The following is a 17099-nucleotide window of genomic DNA, read 5'->3' on the forward strand; positions in this document are numbered from 1 at the left end:
GATGTTACCTGAAAGGGAATAACTACGCCAAGTGATAAGGGCATTAATCCATAAATGAATAATTATTACCGCAGGAGTAAACTAGAAAGTTACAATTGTACTTTTCATAACGATAAAAAGGAGTCGGGATGAACGCACAATCCCAGGCTAAATCACCAGAGACCCTGCGCGCGATGGTCGCCGGGACGCTGGCGAATTTTCAGCACCCAACCCTGAAGCATAACCTGACGACGTTGAAAGCGTTGCACCATGTCGCCTGGCTGGATGACACGCTGCACGTTGAGCTGGTCATGCCGTTTGTCTGGCACAGTGCGTTTGAGGTGTTAAAAGAGCAATGCAGCGCCGATTTACTGCGGATTACGGGCGCGAAAGCCATTGACTGGAAGCTGTCGCATAACATCGCGACGCTGAAGCGCGTTAAAAATCAGCCTGGCATTAACGGCGTGAAGAACATTATCGCCGTCAGTTCCGGTAAAGGCGGCGTGGGAAAATCGTCTACCGCTGTTAACCTGGCGTTAGCGCTGGCGGCGGAAGGGGCGAAAGTCGGTATTCTGGATGCTGATATCTACGGCCCGTCTATCCCGACCATGCTGGGGGCTGAGAATCAGCGTCCAACTTCGCCGGACGGCACCCATATGGCGCCGATTATGTCTCACGGTCTGGCGACCAACTCCATCGGTTATCTGGTGACGGATGACAATGCGATGGTATGGCGCGGCCCGATGGCCAGCAAAGCGCTGATGCAGATGTTGCAGGAAACGTTGTGGCCGGATCTGGATTACCTGGTACTGGATATGCCGCCGGGAACCGGTGACATTCAATTGACGTTGGCGCAGAACATTCCGGTTACAGGCGCGGTTGTCGTTACCACGCCGCAGGACATCGCGCTTATTGACGCCAAAAAAGGCATTGTGATGTTCGAGAAGGTCGAAGTACCGGTGCTCGGGATTGTTGAAAACATGAGTATGCATATCTGTAGCAACTGCGGTCACCATGAGCCAATTTTTGGCACCGGCGGCGCACAGAAACTGGCCGAGCAGTACCGTACTCAACTGCTGGGGCAGATGCCGTTGCATATCAGCCTGCGTGAAGATCTCGATCGCGGAACGCCGACGGTAATCAGCCGTCCCGACAGTGAGTTTACCGCGATATACCGCGAGCTGGCAGGGCGCGTTGCGGCGCAACTGTACTGGCAGGGTGAGGTTATTCCCGGAGAAATAGCTTTCCGCGCGGTTTAATTTCGCCTGAACCGTCAGGATGACTGCTATTCACCGCATCAGAAATATATTGATGCGGTGAATATATTAATGAAATAATCATCACACTATTATTTATTTTCCCTTCATTATTTGGGCGCTTTTCTTAAAAAATCGCCAAATACATCATTTGAATTGATCATAGCTATCTTATTAATTTATTATCTCGATTGGTCTTACAATGAACCAGCGAGCATAATTTCCCGTGAAGATAAACTGTGCTGTGCTCTCTTTTACGACAGGATTAACGCTAAACATGAAGAATCCTTTGCTGATGGGAATTATAGTTCTGGCTTATGGAATGAGTTCTCCTGTTTTTGCTTCTGATACCGCGACGCTCACGATTAGCGGAAGCGTCACGACCCCAACCTGTCACGCTGACGTTGTGGATACTCAGTTGCAACAGCGTTGCGGTAATAACACCTATCTGGCAAACGCAGGAGAAACGGCTTCAATGCCGGTCAGAGGCGTTGTAACGGAAGTTATCACTCTGCCTGGAGGCTCTGCTCGCCAGATAGTCTTAAACCGCTACGACTAAAATAACGTGAATACGAGAAAGTCCACATTATTTTCATGAATGATGTGGGCTTTTTTATTTATATTTTGAATGTATTTAATGATAAATCACGATTATTAATAAATTCTAAAAATGATAATTAGTACAACTTATTTGTTGTAATTATATTGCATTCTGTAAATTGTTTTAAATCAACAAAACAACACGTTTACATTGCGATAACGTTTTGTGTGTGCGAATTTAGTTTCAAGAGTTAATCCCTCTTAACAAATAGAAATTCATTTATTAAGGAAGATACTATGAAACGTTCAATTATTGCTGCCTCCGTATTGTCTGCTATTTTTATGAGTGCCGGGGTTTTTGCGGCGGATGCAGATTATGGTGAACTGATTATTACGGGTAAAGTTGTTGGCACAACATGTAAATTTGTTGGTGATGCAACTGCAAAGATTGATATGAACCAGGTGGGGGTGGACCGTTTAAATATACTGAATGCTGGCGGCGTTTATGATGGATATTCTAACTCCACTATCACGCCGTTGAAAGTTGAGTGTACGGGTGATAATGCACCTCGTATTACCTTCTCCCGTTCACAGTTTGATAGTTCACATACCTCTGTTACACGAAATACTGCATCAAACAATGGCGCTGGTTTCTCTGTCTATTATGACGGGACTAAGGTTAATGCAGATAATGGTATTTCCCTGGATAAAAGTGATGATGGGAAATATGAGCTTAGCTTCTCAGCGCGTTATGCTAATCTGGCTGGACAAAATAATGTAACTGCGGGTGAGGTGAGTTCCTCTTTGACGCTGACGGTAGTAACTGATTAACACACCCTTTTAGTCGGCGGCGTTTTGTCGCCGCCGATTTCTCTGATAATAAGGTGAGTTAACCATGAGAAAGATAATGGCATTATTGTTGGCTGGTGCTGTAATGCCTGCGTGGGCAGGTATTTATATTTACGGCACACGGATTATTTATCCAGCCCAGAAAAAAGAAATTACTGTACAGTTAATGAATGAAGGTACGCGTAGCGCGTTGGTGCAGTCATGGATTGATGACGGCGACACCAGTTTGCCGCCTGAAAAAATTCAGGTGCCATTTGTTCTGTCACCGCCAGTCGCCCGAGTGATTGCGGGTTCTGGCCAACAACTGAAGATTAAATTACTTGAGAATAGATTGCCGGGTGATCGTGAAAGTCTGTTCTTTCTCAATGTGTTGGATATCCCGCCAAATTCAGCAGAAACGGAAGGGAAAAATGTAATCAAATTTGCGATGCAAAACCGTGTGAAGTTTATCTACCGTCCACAAGGAATTTCTTCTGTAGATAAAAATAGCTTTTCTCGTCTGCGGATTAGTAAATCATACAACGGCATAAATATCAAAAATAATTCAGCAAACTGGATTACCATCCCTGAAATTGTTGGAAAAACCAAAATTAATAAAGAAACTTATGTGCTTGCACCCTGGTCAGATAAATTAGTAAGCACTTCTGTTGGCGTTAATCATTATACTGTCACACTTATTGATGATCATGGTAATTATTTGAGTGAGAAAGTAAAAACGGATAGATAGCCCAAGGATTGGTTATGTTAAAGATAAACTCCATTACGTTAGCGATCCTTTCTGTGCTGGTGATATCCCCGGTATGGGGAGAAACCGAAACATTTGACACACACTTTATGTTTGGCGGATTAAAAGGTGAAAAGGTTTCCCGTTATCAGATCGACGGAGATAAACCGATGCCGGGTCTTTATGATATGGATGTTTATCTTAACAATCAGTGGCGTGGCCGTTACGAATTAAATATCCAGGATGATCCTGATGATACTTGCTTGTCTATAGCTCAGTTGCATCAGATTGGTATTAAGTCCGATGGTCTTCAAGTGGATAAGAAAGTTGATTGTGTATCGCTACGAGCCGCAGTTCAGGGGGGGAATATTAGCTATGATATCAGTCAGTTTGCTCTAAATTTGACGGTGCCTCATGCCTACGTGAATGAATACGAGCCGGGTTATATGTTACCTGAAACCTGGGATCGGGGCATTAATGCTCTATACATGTCTTATTATGCCAGTCAGTATTACAGTAATTATAAAAGTGGTGGTAATGATGAAAGCAGCTACGTAAGTCTGAACAGTGGGCTAAATCTGTTTGGCTGGCAGTTACATTCGAATGCAAACTTCACGAAAAGTAATGATGCCAGCGGAGAATGGAAAAATAATACATTGTATATGGAACGTGGCATCCCTGAAATATTAGGAACGCTACGTGCCGGGGATATGTATACCGGAACCGATCTGTTTGACTCTGTACGTTTCACCGGGATACGTATCTGGCGCGATATGCAAATGCTGCCCAATTCGAAACAAAACTTTACACCCATTGTTCGTGGTATTGCACAAAGTCATGCTTTAGTAACCATTGAACAGAATGGCTTTATTGTCTATCAAAAAGAGGTTCCGCCTGGCCCATTTGCGATTGCCGATCTACAGCTTGCTGGAGGTGGTGCCGATTTGGATGTCAGTGTAAAAGAAGCTGATGGTTCAGTTTCCCATTATCTTGTGCCTTATTCATCTGTACCTAATATGCTACAGTCTGGCGTATCAAAATACGATATTGCGGCAGGGCGTAGCCATATAGAAGGCGCGACAAAGCAGACGGATTTTTTGCAAGCCAATTATCAGTATGGATTAAATAATCTACTGACATTATATGGTGGCACTATGCTGTCCGACCATTACCAGGCCTTTACATTAGGCACTGGGTGGAATACACACATTGGTGCTGTTTCTGTGGATGCCACTCAGTCTCATAGTAAACAGGATAATGGTGATGTTTTTAATGGTCAAAGTTATCAGATAGCGTGGAATAAATATGTTTCACAAACAGGTACGCAGTTTGCGTTAGCAGCCTATCGTTATTCTTCACGTGATTACCGTTCATTTAATGATCATGTCTGGGCGAATAATAAAAACAGCTATCATCGGGATAACAATGATGTGTATGACATCACTGATTATTACCAAAATGATTTTGGTCGTAAGAATAGTTTTTCTGTCAATATAAACCAGGGGTTACCAGAGGGATGGGGGAACCTGGCACTGAGCGGATTATGGCGTGATTATTGGGGACGCAATGGCAGCGGAAAGGATTATCAGTTGAGTTATTCTAATGACTGGCGGCGTATTAGTTATACCTTGTCTGCGAGTCAGAGTTATGATGAGGATAATCGGGAGGATAAGCGTCTTAATATTTATATTTCCATCCCATTCTCCTGGGGCGATGGCGTCACGGCAACGGAACGCGATCTCTTTGTTTCAAACTCAACGACGTTTGATAACGAAGGCTATCAGTCGAATAATACCAGCCTAAGCGGCATTGCGGGTGGTCGAGATCAATTTAGCTATGGCGCGAATCTTGCGCATCAGCGGCAAAATAATGAAACAAGCGCAGGTGGAAACCTGACGTGGCGAGCGCCGGTTGCGACGGTAGGCGCCAGCTATAGCCAGTCTAATAAATACCGGCAGGCTGGTGGGAATATCCAGGGGGGAATTGTCGCCTGGTCTGATGGCATACATTTAACCAACCGCCTCTCAGATACACTTGCCATTATTAAAGCGCCTGGGTTAGAAGGGGCAGCAGTGCAAGGTCACCGTTATCTGACCACGGACAAGAATGGGTATGCCATATATGACAGTCTGACGCCATATCGTGAAAACTTTTTAACGTTGGATCTTTCCCATACCTACAGTGATGTCGAACTACGCGGTAATCGTAAGGGGATTGTGCCTTATCGTGGTGCGGTTGTGTTAGCTGAGTTTGAAACCGACAGGCGCAAGCCCTGGTATTTTCTGGCGCGACGTCCAGATGGTTCTCCATTAACCTTCGGTTATGAAGTAGAAGATCATTCCGGGAAAAATGTTGGCTTAGTTGGGCAAGGAAGTCGCCTTTTTATCCGTACAGATAATGTTCCTGCCTCTTTGAAAGTCGCGACAAACAAGCAGCAAGGATTGTTTTGCATTATTACTTTTGATGGCGTAATTGATGAGAATAAGACCTATATTTGCCGATGAAAAGGACTTGCTATGAATAAGTATTGGTTAATATTATTACTGTTATTCCCTGTCTTATCACAGGCTAAATGTTCACTAGGGAATAACACAACCGCACAACAATCTATTGAAATAGATATGACATCAGGTGCTGCGGTGATTCCTGTCAAAACTAATTTACATGATACGTTTACCTGTAATGCGTCAAGCGACAAGATGTATTATGCGACGCCTTTACAAAATTATATCGTTGAGTTTAAAGGAACAGGGTCGCAGAAATCCATTTTTATGCAATTAAAGCTGACGGGAAATGGGTTTCCCGTTACGATTGGTAACCAGGAGACTACAACAGATAATGTGATCAATACGAAGTCGTTTACGCTTGAAGCGAACTATATAAAGTCTGGAACTGCGGATTTAACCGTTTCAGGTAATAGCATTAACTTAAACCGTCCTGCTATCAGCATTCTTACTGATAATACCTGTAATAATAATCTTTTCTCATGGATTCTTTGTTGGATAACGGGAAAGCTAAACAGTAATGTTTCTTATTCACAAAACATTATTTTTACAGTAAAACATAAACCTACGACCTGCCATTTTTCACAGAATCAATATGTTATTGCGATGCCAGAAACAACATTAAATGAGATAATAACTGGAAATAATACGAAAACAGGAACCACGAATCTGATTTTAAACTGTGATAGCGTATATAATGTTACGACTAATCCAGTGAGTTTCAACGTTTCTCATGGTGACTGGAATGAAAACGGCACGATACTTAAAAATACGCTGACGGAGGGTGCAAAAGGTGTGGGGTTTCAGATATACAGTGGCTCAGGTACTACGCCTTTAATGCAGGGTGATATACTAAGAACAATGGTAAAAATGACCAGTATTGAGGATAAGTATACTATCCCGATCACCGCAAAATATGTCAGAGTCAGCAACGAACCATTACGACCTGGAAATTTGCAAAGCAAAGTAATATTTGCTGTTTCATATGATTAAGTCATTTCTCTGAAAACGCGTCCTTTTCTGAATGAAAGGACGTGTTTTGTCTGTTGTTTTTACAGTAAAGCATTTACCGATGATAAAAAATCTCGCCGTCGTAGGCTTTGATAATTTTGCCGTCGGTGTCGTTAATCAGTACATAAGCGCCGCCCATATAGGTCCAGTGGGTTCCTGCGTCGGGCGCTGGCAGATTGCGTTGCTTCCATTGCTTAATATTGTACTCGTCGGTGCGGTACAGCTCAGGAACGGTATCACCAGGTTTGAAATGGGTAAAGTCGGCAACAAAGCTGCTCAATTCGTACTGATCAATCCCCGTTGCGGCGGGTGCGGCCCAGACTGCGCTGGTTGCCAGCAGCAGTGCGCCCATTAAAAATTTATTCTTCATACCCATAAACTCTCCACGTATTCGGGTCATAAAAATCAGTCGTGTATCATTCTCACTGTGTAGCAAGTCTGACAAGAACTATTTTGTTATCACGCCAATAATTTCGTAAAAAGTGTAAACGAAAGCGTGCGCAAGCAACACATGCCGTAGGCAGTTCGCATCACGAATGACGGTTTTGGGAACTATCTGACCTGAGCTGGAGCCAGCGATATCGGCATTTCGCTGATTTACATCCCCTGACGCACCCAGTATCCTGTTGGCGAAACATGCATAATAAATGCTTCGGTTTCAACGACTCGGGGTGCCCCTTTTCACGAAGGGCTGAGACATACCCGTATTACCTGATCTGGATAATGCCAGCGTAGGGAAGTCTGACACTGCTCGTGTCCCTTCTTCACGCGGGCAGGAGCTGAACCATGCAGCCTGACCTGCACAGCCGTACGCTTGCGGCCCATACCTTACAACAATTTCGTATCCTTTCTCCGCTGACCCACTGTATGACGAACGACGTCGTACAGAACTTTACCGCCAATACATTACTGGCATCAGGCGCCTCACCGGCGATGGTGATTGAGCCCGAAGAGGCGCGCCAGTTTGCTGCTATCGCCAGTGCGTTACTGATTAACGTCGGCACGCTGACCCGGTCGCGCGCGGAGGCCATGCGCGCTGCGACAGAGCAGGCCCATATAGCGAAAACCCCTTGGACGCTTGATCCCGTGGCGGTTGGCGCGCTCGATTATCGCCGCCGTTTCTGTCTGGAACTGCTGTCTCTTAAGCCCAGGGCAATACGCGGCAATGCCTCGGAGATCCTCGCCCTGGCTGGATTAGCGGCGGGCGGGCGTGGAGTGGATACCACCGATACGGCGGTATCGGCGTTACCGGCCGCTCAGGCGCTGGCGCGTCAGACGGGGGCCGTCGTTGCGGTAACGGGGGAGGTGGATTACGTCACCGACGGGCAGCGTACCGTCAGCGTTACCGGCGGCGATGTGCTGATGACGCGCGTTGTCGGGACGGGATGCGCCTTATCTGCGGTTGTGGCGGCCAGTTGCGCGCTGCCGGGAAATACGCTGGACAATGTGGCGTCAGCCTGTAGCTGGATGAAGCAGGCCGGGCAGTCTGCTGCCGAACGCAGTCAGGGACCCGGGAGCTTTATTCCGGCTTTTCTTGATGCGCTGTATCACCTTAATGCGGAGGAGCAGGTATGAAACGGATTAACGCGTTAACCATTGCAGGCACTGACCCAAGCGGCGGCGCCGGGATTCAGGCCGATTTGAAGACCTTTTCGGCGCTGGGCGCGTATGGTTGCTCCGTCATTACGGCGCTGGTGGCGCAAAATACCCGTGGCGTGCAGTCGGTGTACCGCATTGAGCCAGATTTTGTCGCAGCGCAGCTGGATTCTGTCTTCAGCGATGTGCGTATCGACACCACCAAAATCGGTATGCTGGCGGAAACGGATATTGTTGAAGCTGTTGCAGAGCGTTTGCAGCGTCACCAGGTGCAAAACGTGGTGCTGGATACGGTGATGCTGGCGAAAAGCGGCGATCCGCTGCTTTCTCCGTCAGCGGTGGAGACGTTGCGCAGCCGGTTATTGCCGCAGGTGTCGATTATCACGCCGAATCTGCCGGAGGCTGCGGCATTGCTGGATGCGCCGCACGCCCGCACGGAACAGGAAATGCTGGAACAAGGGCGTGCGCTACTGGCGCTGGGCTGTGGCGCCGTGCTGATGAAAGGTGGTCATCTGGATGATGCGCAAAGCCCGGACTGGCTCTTTACCCGTGAAGGGGAGCAGCGTTTTACCGCCCCACGGGTGATGACCAAAAATACCCACGGCACCGGGTGTACGCTGTCGGCGGCGTTGGCGGCGCTGCGCCCGCGCCATAGCAACTGGGCCGATACGGTACAGGAAGCAAAAACCTGGCTTTCGGCGGCGTTAGCCCAGGCGGATACGCTGGAGGTAGGTGAGGGGATTGGCCCGGTACATCATTTCCACGCGTGGTGGTAATGGTAGTATACTGATCCCAGACTTGTCGGCCTGGAAAAAGATAAATGGAACAAGCGCATACCCGGCTTATCGCGCAACTGAATGAACGAATTGCCGCGGTGGATAACACGCCGCTGTACAGGAAGTTTGCCGAGACGGTCAAAAATGCCGTTCGCAGCGGGATTCTTGAGCATGGCAACATTTTGCCCGGCGAGCGCGATCTCAGCCAGTTGACCGGCGTTTCGCGTATTACGGTGCGCAAGGCAATGCAGGCGCTGGAAGAAGAAGGCGTCGTGACCCGCGCCCGTGGCTACGGAACGCAGATTAATAACATCTTCGAATATTCCTTGAAAGAGGCGCGCGGCTTTTCGCAGCAGGTGGTATTGCGCGGTAAAAAGCCGGATACCCTGTGGGTCAACAAGCGGGTAGTGAAATGCCCGGATGAGGTGGCGCAGCAGCTGGCGATCGCCGCAGGCAGCGATGTGTTCTTGCTCAAACGTATTCGTTATGTGGATGAGGATGCGGTGTCCATTGAGGAGTCCTGGGTTCCCGCGCACCTGATTCATGATGCGGACGCCATCGGGATCTCGCTGTATGACTATTTCCGCAGCCAGCATATCTTTCCGCAACGTACACGCTCTCGCGTCAGCGCGCGTATGCCGGATGCGGAATTTCAGTCACATATTCAGATGGACAGCAAAGTGCCGGTGCTGGTGATCAAGCAGGTGGCGCTTGACCAGCAACAGCGGCCCATTGAATACAGCATCAGCTACTGTCGCAGCGATCTATACGTTTTTGTGTGCGAGGAGTAGCGCCTCGCGCGTTGGCGCGCAATCGCCGCCGCGATGGCCTACCACCCAGGAGGCGACCGCGTTCCCCAGCAGCACCGCGTCTGCAAGCGCCCAGCCGGATGCCAGCCCGGCCAGCATGCCTCCCGCGTGGCTGTCTCCCGCGCCAATGGTATCGACGACCGTTGTGGCAAATGCGGGCACGCAGCCGGATGATTGCTGGCTGAAATACCATGCCCCGTCTTTATCGTGGCGGACAATAACCGGTGAGGCAAACGCCGCAAGCCAGGCGGCGCCAAACGCGTCGGGTTCATGACTAAAGCCAAACCGTTCGGCAGCAATGTCTGCCTCCTGACGGTTCAGCGATACCAGCGGATGGCAGGCCATAATCCGCGCCATTAGCGGGTCGGGAATGTCGCCGATTCGCGGCCCGAAGTCGATAAACGGCGTCACGCGCTCTAACCCTTCCAGCCAGCTCACCAGCAGTTCGCCGCATGGCGAGGCGAGTTGATAACCGGAAAAGTAGATCCAACTGTCGGGCGGAATTGTCAACTGCGCCAGCCAGTCGGCATTCCATTGGTTCTCAACGCCGCTGAACGACATAAACGTGCGTTCGCCATCCGGTTCTACCAGCGCCAGACACCAGCCGTTGTCTCCCTCTGCGTTGTCGATCAGGCTGTGTAACCCCTCTTTCGCCATGCGATGACGAATAATGTCTGACCATACGCCCTGACCGAGGGGCAGGGCATTACTGGCCTCAATCCCCAGACGCTTTAAGGCGACGGCGATATTGAGCGCGCAGCCGCCGACGTTGACGCCTTGCTGTTTAAGCTCAATATCGCAGCCACGCCAGGGCAGCGCGTAAGCATCGGCAATCACATCAATGACCGCAGCGCCCACGACCGTCACCGGCTGGCGGCGGGCTAAATCGGGCAGCAACGCCCGCAGGCGCGTTGTGTTCATACCGCCTCCCGCTGCTGGCGATAGCGCGCCAGCGCGGTGGCATAGCGCATGAAGTCCAGTTGGTTTACCGCGTCCAGCTCATCTTTCAGCGCAGGCTCGATGGCCTCCACGCCGTGCAGCGCGCCACAAATCGCCGTTGCCATCGCCCCAATGGTGTCGGTGTCGCCGCCGAGATTGGCGCACAGAATGGCGCAGCGGTTAGGGTCGGTATTGGCCAGCTCGACCATTGCGATGGCGCAGGGCACCGATTCAATGGTGCTGGTGCCCGCGCCAACCACCTGGTAAAGCTGCTCGCTGGCGGATTCAATACCGTTCGCGTCACGGACGATCTTCAGTGCGATCTCCAGGCGAGCCGAGAGCGAGGCGCTAAAGGTCGTGATGCGTTTTTGCTGCGCATAGTGGGCGATAGCCGGTAGCGAATCGACAATATCAGACCAGCAATCACCTTCAATCGCGCGTGAGATAGCCCATGCCACAACGACCGCACCAGCAACAGCCAGGTCTGACTTGTGCGTCGGGCTGGAGGCCAGGGCCACATCATCAATAAACGCATCCAGATCGCGTGGCGGAAGCAAGCACCCCAGTGGGGAAACGCGCATGGCCGCCCCGTTGGTCACGCCGTTGTTTTCCAGTTCAGCAACGGGCTTGCCGTCACGAATGGCGTTCAGCGCAATTTTCGACGTCGGGCCAAGAACGTTCTTATTAAAGGCGTCAAAGCGCAGCGCCCAGTCCAGAATGTTACGGCCAATCAGGTCCGGGTCGATCTGCCCGTCGCGCTCCAGCAGCGCATCCGCCAGACACAGCGCCATCGACGTATCGTCAGTAAATTCAGCGCGGTTAAAATAGCAGGCCGCGTTATTTTCCGCAGGGCCGGGCAGAAAGCGATCAATCCAGCCAAAATGCGCTTTTACGCGCGTTCTGGGCCATAGCTCCGACGGCATTCCCATCGCATCCCCTAACGCCTGCCCATAAAGGGCACCGAGAATACGTTCAGCTTTCATTTAACTTCCCCTTGTGTCAGCGCAATATCGCGATCGTCCACTTTAATCGCAGTGATCTCTTTGTCGGATTCGCGAAAGAAAATCATAAACAACACGGCAATCACGGCGATCATCACCGCCCCGAATGTCCACATGCCCGCCCAGTTGAAGGTGAGGCCGTTTACCGGCTCTTTATAGGCAAACATTTTTTCCATCATCACGCCGCCGAGGCGGTAGCCCAGCAGGCTGCCAAACCCCTGACAGCAGAGGGTGATCAACCCCTGAGCGGCAGTACGCATATGCACAGGCGCTTTTTTATCGACATAGATATAGGCCGTAACATAGTAGAAGTCGTAACTGACGCCGTGCAGCAAAATGCCAAGAAACAGTAGGGCATAGGTGAAATATTCTTCCGCGCCGCCGTAAACAAAAAAGCCGTAGCGGATTGCCGCAGTGATAAGACCAAGCAGTAAGACCTTTTTAATGCCAAAGCGCTTCGTGAAGAAGGGTAACGCCAGCATAAAGAAGATTTCGGAGAACTGGCCCAGCGTCATCCAGCCGGTGGCGTTTTTCATGCCGACTTCCGTCAGATAGCCATTTGCGAAGATGTAGTAGAACGCCAGCGGCATCGCAAACAGGAACGAGCAGAAGAAAAAGACCAGGAAGTTTTTATCGCGCAGCAGGATCAGCGCATCCAGCCCCAGCATAACTTTAATGTCCAGCTTGCCGGTGCTTTTTGGCGGCGTATCCGGCAGGAAGAACGCAAAGGCGCCCAGCAGGACGGAACTGCCTGCGGTGATCAACAGCGGAATATTGGTTGGCGAGATATCGTTATAGCCCAGCATTTGCGGTAAGAAGCCGCACGCCAGCCCGGATGCGATCCAGCCAATGGTGCCCATCACGCGAATGCGTGGGAAATCGCGCTCGACGTCCGGCACGTTGGCGAAGGCGATGCTGTTCGTCAGCGCAATAGTGGGCATATAGGTTAAGGAGTAGGCCAGCAGCAGCGGGAAGAACCCGGCGAATGTTGTTTGCTGCGCGGCGAAATACATCAGGACTGCGCCTGCGAACATCAGCACCGCCAGCACTTTTTGTGCGGAGAAAAAGCGGTCAGTCAGTGAGCCGACGAGAATCGGCGAGAGAATGGCGGCAATCGCGGTACATGCGTAAGACCAGCCGATTTCTCCGGCGCTAAAACCGCTTTTGTTCAGCCAAAGCCATAGGGGGACGAACCAGGCGCCCCAGATAAACCACTCCACGAACATCATGAACGACAGTTTCACTGTAGTTTTCATCGTTAAATCCTTCATGACAGGTAAGGTACGCAATGACAGTACCACTTAATAATACCTTTTAAATACCTTTGAAGCGTAAATTTGACTGCTGTAACACTTTTTCGTACCTGAAACGTGCCAGCAGATAGCGCTGAAAAATGCGCTACAGATGGAAAAAATGGCCGGTCAGTACCAGGCTTATTGCTGCCCGCAAAACGCGGGTCAGGACAATCCACATTCCGGTATTCAATCGGAACTTACGGGAGCATAGCTATGACTGATATTGCGCAGTTGCTTGGCAAAGACGCCGACAGCCTTTTACAGCATCGTTGTATGACCATTCCTTCTGACCAACTTTATTTACCCGGACATGACTACGTAGACCGCGTGATGGTTGATAACAACCGTCCGCCTGCCGTACTGCGTAACATGCAGACGCTGTATAATACCGGACGTCTGGCCGGAACGGGCTACCTCTCCATTCTGCCCGTCGATCAGGGCGTTGAACATTCTGCCGGGGCGTCGTTTGCCGCAAACCCGCTTTATTTTGATCCAAAGAATATCGTCGAACTGGCTATTGAAGCAGGCTGTAACTGCGTGGCCTCGACGTATGGGGTACTGGCATCGGTTTCACGCCGTTACGCGCACCGCATTCCGTTCCTCGTCAAACTGAACCACAACGAGACGTTGAGCTACCCAACGGAGTACGATCAAACGCTCTATGCCAGCGTTGAGCAGGCGTTCAATCTGGGCGCCGTGGCCGTTGGCGCGACCATTTACTTTGGTTCTGAGCAGTCGCGTCGTCAGATTGAAGAGATTTCCGCCGCTTTTGAACGTGCGCATGAGCTGGGGATGGTGACCGTCCTGTGGGCATACTTGCGTAACTCTGCATTTAAAAAAGACGGCGTGGATTACCACGTTTCCGCCGACCTGACCGGGCAGGCTAACCACCTGGCGGCGACGATTGGCGCAGATATCGTCAAACAAAAAATGGCGGAAAATAACGGCGGCTATAAGGCGGTGAATTTCGGTTACACCGACGATCGTGTTTACAGCAAGCTGACCAGCGATAACCCTATCGATCTGGTGCGTTACCAGTTAGCTAACTGCTATATGGGGCGCGCGGGGCTGATTAACTCCGGCGGCGCGGCGGGCGGCGAGACCGATCTCAGCGACGCTGTGCGTACTGCGGTTATCAACAAACGCGCGGGCGGCATGGGCCTGATTCTGGGGCGTAAAGCCTTCAAGAAAACAATGGCGGATGGCGTGAAACTGATTAACGCCGTGCAGGACGTCTACCTGGACAATAAAGTGACGATTGCCTGATGTCACGTATCCCTCCCCAGGTTTTCGGGGAGGGGTATTGGTTATCAGGACGGCGCAAAAATCACTCTCTGAGCATTTTCGCCATGTGTTGCAATTGCTTATAGGCCTCGTAACGACGATGATGCAATGGCTGATACGCTGTCTGTGGGTAATAACAGGTATCCACATGCGTAAACTGCGTCATGGCCTCGGCAACCGAGGGGGAAATATTTCCGGCGACGGCGCCAAGGATTGCGGAACCTAATAGAACGGGCTCGCTGCACTGGGTGGTTAATACCGGAAGTCCGCAGGTATCGGCTAATAGTTGCCGCACCAGAGGATGCTGACCCGCACCGCCGCTAATCACGATATTTTTGTTCCGTACGCCGCAGGCATTCTGCGCATCAATAATTTGCCGCAAACCGTAACCGATACCGCACAGTCCCGCCACATACAACGCCAGTAAATTGTCCAGGTCGCGTTCCATACCCAAGCCGCAAATAACGGCGCGTGCGTGCGGGTCGGCAAACGGTGCGCGGTTGCCTAAAAACTCCGGTACAACATGAATACCCGCCGCCAGCGTGACGGCGTCCGACGCCTGCGGCGCTTTTTCTGACACCCGATCGGCAAGATAAACCGGCAGCGGTAATCCTGCCTCCTGCGCCAGTTTCCGCGCGTCTTCGGCGGCGGGATGAAACGCCAATAGCTGATCGATAGCCGCGCCCGCGGCGCTTTGCCCTCCCTCAACAAGCCAGAGCCCTGGCACCATCGCGCTGTAATACGGCCCCCAGACGCCGGGAACGAAAACGGGATCGTTCGTTGAAGTCATGGTGCAGGATGAGGTGCCAAACACATATGCCATATTATTGAGGGCGCCGCCTTCAACGCCGACAGTCCCGATGCCGCCCGCATGGGCGTCAATCAGACCCACGGCGACCGGTGTGCCCGCAGGCAGGCCCATCTCCTGCGCCGCCTGCGCGGTTAAGCCGTCGCCACAGGGCGTACCCGGCGGCACGATGCGCTGCCCGATGCGGGCAAACTCGTCATCAGCCAGTTCTGCCAGCCCGATCGTGCGGAAATAGTCCGGGTCCCAGCGGTTTTCATGAGCAAGCCAGGTCCATTTGCAGGTGACTGTACAGATGGAGCGGGCAAGGTCGCCGGTGGCGCGCCAGGTCAGGAAGTCTGCAAGGTCGAAAAATTGCCATGCGTTTTCGTACACCTCGCGGCGATTTTCCTTCAGCCATAAAATCTTAGGCGTTTCCATTTCCGGTGAGATTTTCCCGCCGACATAGTTCAGCACCGGATGTTGGCTGGCGTTAATGCGTTCAGCCTGTTCAGTCGCGCGATGGTCCATCCAGACGATGATGTTTTGCGCCGCATCGCCTTCGGCGCTCACGGGGAGCGGCGCGCCGTTTTTATCCAGAACCACCAGCGAGCAGGTGGCGTCGAAACCGATCCCCGCCACGCTTTCCGGCGCCGCGCCGGACTGCCTGAGCGCTTCCCGGATGCAGTGACAAACGGCCTGCCAGATCTCCTGGCTGGACTGCTCCACGCGGCTGCCGCTCCGGTGAGTGGTGGTGATTTTTTGCGTGACATGAGAGAGCAACGTGCCGCTCAGGTCGAAGATGCCTGCGCGGACGCTGCCTGAACCAACATCCACGCCGATAACGGTTTTCTGTAAGCTGTTCATGGCGCTTTTCCTCACAGATCAACGCTGTTGGGGAGGATAACCAGATCGCGAACAGTGACGTTTTTCGAACGAGTGACCATAAACAGTACCGATTCTGCGACTTCGATCGGCTGCATCAGGCTGCCATTTGCCAGCGCTTCTTCCATTTTCGCCTGCGGCCAGTCGTCCAGCAGCGCGGTCACTACCGGCCCCGGCAGCACCGCTCCGACGCGTACGCCATGTTCGGACACCTGACGGCGGGTTGTATGGACAAAGGCCTGAACGGCAAATTTGGAGGCCGTGTAAATAGGTTCCCAGATGACCGGTACAACGCCAGCGATAGAACTGGTGAAAATGATATCGCCGGATTTTTGCGCAATCATATGCGGCAATACGGCGCGGACGCAGCGAAATGCGGCATTGATGTTGAGGTTCAGTACGCGATCCCAGACGTCAGGATCGCCCTCGGCGACCGGCCCGCCAATGTAAGCGCCTGCGTTAGCATGGAAAATATCCAGCCCACCGGCCAGCTCGATAATGCCTGCCAGCAGGTTGTCGACCTGCCCGGTATTGAACAAGTCGATTTGCAGCGCAAACGCGTTATCGCCCAGTTCCGCGACGATTTTCTTCAGCTTCTCGCCTTCGCGGTCGATCAGGACCACTTTTGCTCCTGCGGCAAGCAGGGTTTTCGCACACTCAAGGCCGATACCGGAGGCTGCGCCGGTAATGGCTGCAACCTTGCCGTTGAGGGAAGTATTCATGGAGGGGACAGAGTGATTCATTTTATAATCCTTTATGCATAGGTGATTTTTAAGGTGTATTTGCTTCTGCGCGAAGAACGGGGGCGTTCTGACTGGCGTGTGAAGCATATTGCTCAATCGATGAAGCTGATCTAGCACTTGTTTA

Annotated in this window: 16 protein-coding genes and 1 riboswitch; of the genes, 10 read left to right on the forward strand and 6 right to left on the reverse strand. The window is 51.3% G+C overall.

The genetic code is table 11. The features are described from left to right. The first annotated feature begins 128 nt into the window (after window positions 1–128). The 6 genes from apbC to OGX81_RS17655 all read left to right on the forward strand — a co-directional run bounded on the left by apbC (window position 129) and on the right by OGX81_RS17655 (window position 6845). On the forward strand, window positions 129–1238 hold the full coding sequence (apbC, locus tag OGX81_RS17630) for an iron-sulfur cluster carrier protein ApbC (RefSeq protein ID WP_012131650.1): 1110 nt from the start codon (window positions 129–131) through the stop codon (window positions 1236–1238). Window positions 1239–1512: 274 nt separating this feature from the next. Further along, a complete protein-coding gene (locus tag OGX81_RS17635) occupies window positions 1513–1794 on the forward strand; it encodes a YehE family protein (RefSeq protein WP_024130185.1) in 282 nt (93 codons plus the stop codon). 278 nt (window positions 1795–2072) lie between these two features. Continuing rightward, a complete protein-coding gene (yehD, locus tag OGX81_RS17640; protein ID WP_012131652.1) occupies window positions 2073–2606 on the forward strand; it encodes a fimbrial protein YehD in 534 nt (177 codons plus the stop codon). Window positions 2607–2670: 64 nt separating this feature from the next. After that, window positions 2671–3351: a fimbrial assembly chaperone gene (locus OGX81_RS17645; protein WP_012131654.1), complete on the forward strand. Its 681-nt coding sequence runs from the start codon at window positions 2671–2673 to the stop codon at window positions 3349–3351. 14 nt (window positions 3352–3365) lie between these two features. After that, on the forward strand, window positions 3366–5852 hold the full coding sequence (locus tag OGX81_RS17650; protein WP_012131655.1) for a fimbrial biogenesis outer membrane usher protein: 2487 nt from the start codon (window positions 3366–3368) through the stop codon (window positions 5850–5852). Between the two features lie 12 nt (window positions 5853–5864). Then, window positions 5865–6845, forward strand: coding sequence for a fimbrial protein (locus tag OGX81_RS17655; protein ID WP_104868457.1), 981 nt, complete (start codon window positions 5865–5867; stop codon window positions 6843–6845). Between the two features lie 73 nt (window positions 6846–6918). On the opposite strand, the gene rcnB is transcribed toward OGX81_RS17655, so the two are convergent. After that, window positions 6919–7239, reverse strand: coding sequence for a Ni(II)/Co(II) efflux transporter accessory subunit RcnB (rcnB, locus tag OGX81_RS17660; RefSeq protein WP_024130186.1), 321 nt, complete (start codon window positions 7237–7239; stop codon window positions 6919–6921). A gap of 281 nt (window positions 7240–7520) precedes the next feature. Further along, window positions 7521–7618: riboswitch (TPP riboswitch) on the forward strand. Window positions 7619–7649: 31 nt separating this feature from the next. On the opposite strand from rcnB, the gene thiM reads away from it, so the two are divergent. Genes thiM through OGX81_RS17675 form a run of 3 tightly spaced genes read left to right on the forward strand, consistent with a single transcriptional unit; the run spans window position 7650 to window position 10026 of the window. Then, complete coding sequence (thiM, locus tag OGX81_RS17665; protein WP_058669407.1) at window positions 7650–8438, forward strand: hydroxyethylthiazole kinase; 789 nt, start codon at window positions 7650–7652, stop codon at window positions 8436–8438. Further along, window positions 8435–9235 carry a bifunctional hydroxymethylpyrimidine kinase/phosphomethylpyrimidine kinase gene (gene thiD / locus OGX81_RS17670; RefSeq protein WP_047462552.1) on the forward strand — a complete coding sequence of 267 codons (801 nt, stop codon included), beginning with the start codon at window positions 8435–8437 and terminating at the stop codon, window positions 9233–9235. The genes thiM and thiD overlap by 4 nt, the downstream gene beginning before the upstream one ends. 44 nt (window positions 9236–9279) lie before the next feature. Then, window positions 9280–10026, forward strand: a complete 747-nt coding sequence (locus OGX81_RS17675; protein ID WP_012131660.1) for a GntR family transcriptional regulator — start codon at window positions 9280–9282, stop codon at window positions 10024–10026. Here OGX81_RS17675 and OGX81_RS17680 read toward each other — a convergent pair. Genes OGX81_RS17680 through OGX81_RS17690 form a run of 3 tightly spaced genes read right to left on the reverse strand, consistent with a single transcriptional unit; the run spans window position 10000 to window position 13240 of the window. Next, complete coding sequence (locus tag OGX81_RS17680; RefSeq protein WP_104868458.1) at window positions 10000–10965, reverse strand: PfkB family carbohydrate kinase; 966 nt, start codon at window positions 10963–10965, stop codon at window positions 10000–10002. The genes OGX81_RS17675 and OGX81_RS17680 overlap by 27 nt on opposite strands. Further along, window positions 10962–11966: an ADP-ribosylglycohydrolase family protein gene (locus tag OGX81_RS17685; protein WP_047462557.1), complete on the reverse strand. Its 1005-nt coding sequence runs from the start codon at window positions 11964–11966 to the stop codon at window positions 10962–10964. The genes OGX81_RS17680 and OGX81_RS17685 overlap by 4 nt, the downstream gene beginning before the upstream one ends. Then, window positions 11963–13240 carry a nucleoside permease gene (locus OGX81_RS17690; RefSeq protein WP_047462559.1) on the reverse strand — a complete coding sequence of 426 codons (1278 nt, stop codon included), beginning with the start codon at window positions 13238–13240 and terminating at the stop codon, window positions 11963–11965. Before OGX81_RS17690 ends, OGX81_RS17685 begins: the two co-directional genes overlap by 4 nt. Before the next feature lie 252 nt (window positions 13241–13492). Here OGX81_RS17690 and fbaB point away from each other — a divergent pair, with 252 nt between their 5' ends. Beyond that, window positions 13493–14545 carry a class I fructose-bisphosphate aldolase gene (fbaB, locus tag OGX81_RS17695; RefSeq protein ID WP_012131665.1) on the forward strand — a complete coding sequence of 351 codons (1053 nt, stop codon included), beginning with the start codon at window positions 13493–13495 and terminating at the stop codon, window positions 14543–14545. A gap of 61 nt (window positions 14546–14606) precedes the next feature. Here the strand turns inward: fbaB and OGX81_RS17700 are convergent, their stop codons facing one another. Both OGX81_RS17700 and OGX81_RS17705 read right to left on the reverse strand, forming a co-directional pair. After that, window positions 14607–16214, reverse strand: a complete 1608-nt coding sequence (locus tag OGX81_RS17700; RefSeq protein ID WP_047462561.1) for an FGGY family pentulose kinase — start codon at window positions 16212–16214, stop codon at window positions 14607–14609. Window positions 16215–16225: 11 nt separating this feature from the next. Beyond that, window positions 16226–16975 (reverse strand): SDR family oxidoreductase, encoded by a 750-nt coding sequence (locus OGX81_RS17705; protein ID WP_024130189.1) that lies wholly within the window; start codon window positions 16973–16975, stop codon window positions 16226–16228. Window positions 16976–17099: the final 124 nt, after the last annotated feature.

The organism is Citrobacter sp. CK206 (assembly GCF_030333125.1).
GTDB classification, from domain to species: Bacteria; Pseudomonadota; Gammaproteobacteria; order Enterobacterales; family Enterobacteriaceae; genus Citrobacter_B; species Citrobacter_B koseri.

Excerpts from the sequence above, each read along its gene's own strand:
- apbC (WP_012131650.1), top strand. The coding sequence starts at position 129 with ATGAACGCACAATCCCAGGCTAAATCACCAGAGACCCTGCGCGCGATG.
- OGX81_RS17635 (WP_024130185.1), top strand. The coding sequence starts at position 1,513 with ATGAAGAATCCTTTGCTGATGGGAATTATAGTTCTGGCTTATGGAATG.
- yehD (WP_012131652.1), top strand. The coding sequence starts at position 2,073 with ATGAAACGTTCAATTATTGCTGCCTCCGTATTGTCTGCTATTTTTATG.
- OGX81_RS17645 (WP_012131654.1), top strand. The coding sequence starts at position 2,671 with ATGAGAAAGATAATGGCATTATTGTTGGCTGGTGCTGTAATGCCTGCG.
- OGX81_RS17650 (WP_012131655.1), top strand. The coding sequence starts at position 3,366 with ATGTTAAAGATAAACTCCATTACGTTAGCGATCCTTTCTGTGCTGGTG.
- OGX81_RS17655 (WP_104868457.1), top strand. The coding sequence starts at position 5,865 with ATGAATAAGTATTGGTTAATATTATTACTGTTATTCCCTGTCTTATCA.
- rcnB (WP_024130186.1), bottom strand. The coding sequence starts at position 7,239 with ATGGGTATGAAGAATAAATTTTTAATGGGCGCACTGCTGCTGGCAACC.
- thiM (WP_058669407.1), top strand. The coding sequence starts at position 7,650 with ATGCAGCCTGACCTGCACAGCCGTACGCTTGCGGCCCATACCTTACAA.
- thiD (WP_047462552.1), top strand. The coding sequence starts at position 8,435 with ATGAAACGGATTAACGCGTTAACCATTGCAGGCACTGACCCAAGCGGC.
- OGX81_RS17675 (WP_012131660.1), top strand. The coding sequence starts at position 9,280 with ATGGAACAAGCGCATACCCGGCTTATCGCGCAACTGAATGAACGAATT.
- OGX81_RS17680 (WP_104868458.1), bottom strand. The coding sequence starts at position 10,965 with ATGAACACAACGCGCCTGCGGGCGTTGCTGCCCGATTTAGCCCGCCGC.
- OGX81_RS17685 (WP_047462557.1), bottom strand. The coding sequence starts at position 11,966 with ATGAAAGCTGAACGTATTCTCGGTGCCCTTTATGGGCAGGCGTTAGGG.
- OGX81_RS17690 (WP_047462559.1), bottom strand. The coding sequence starts at position 13,240 with ATGAAAACTACAGTGAAACTGTCGTTCATGATGTTCGTGGAGTGGTTT.
- fbaB (WP_012131665.1), top strand. The coding sequence starts at position 13,493 with ATGACTGATATTGCGCAGTTGCTTGGCAAAGACGCCGACAGCCTTTTA.
- OGX81_RS17700 (WP_047462561.1), bottom strand. The coding sequence starts at position 16,214 with ATGAACAGCTTACAGAAAACCGTTATCGGCGTGGATGTTGGTTCAGGC.
- OGX81_RS17705 (WP_024130189.1), bottom strand. The coding sequence starts at position 16,975 with ATGAATCACTCTGTCCCCTCCATGAATACTTCCCTCAACGGCAAGGTT.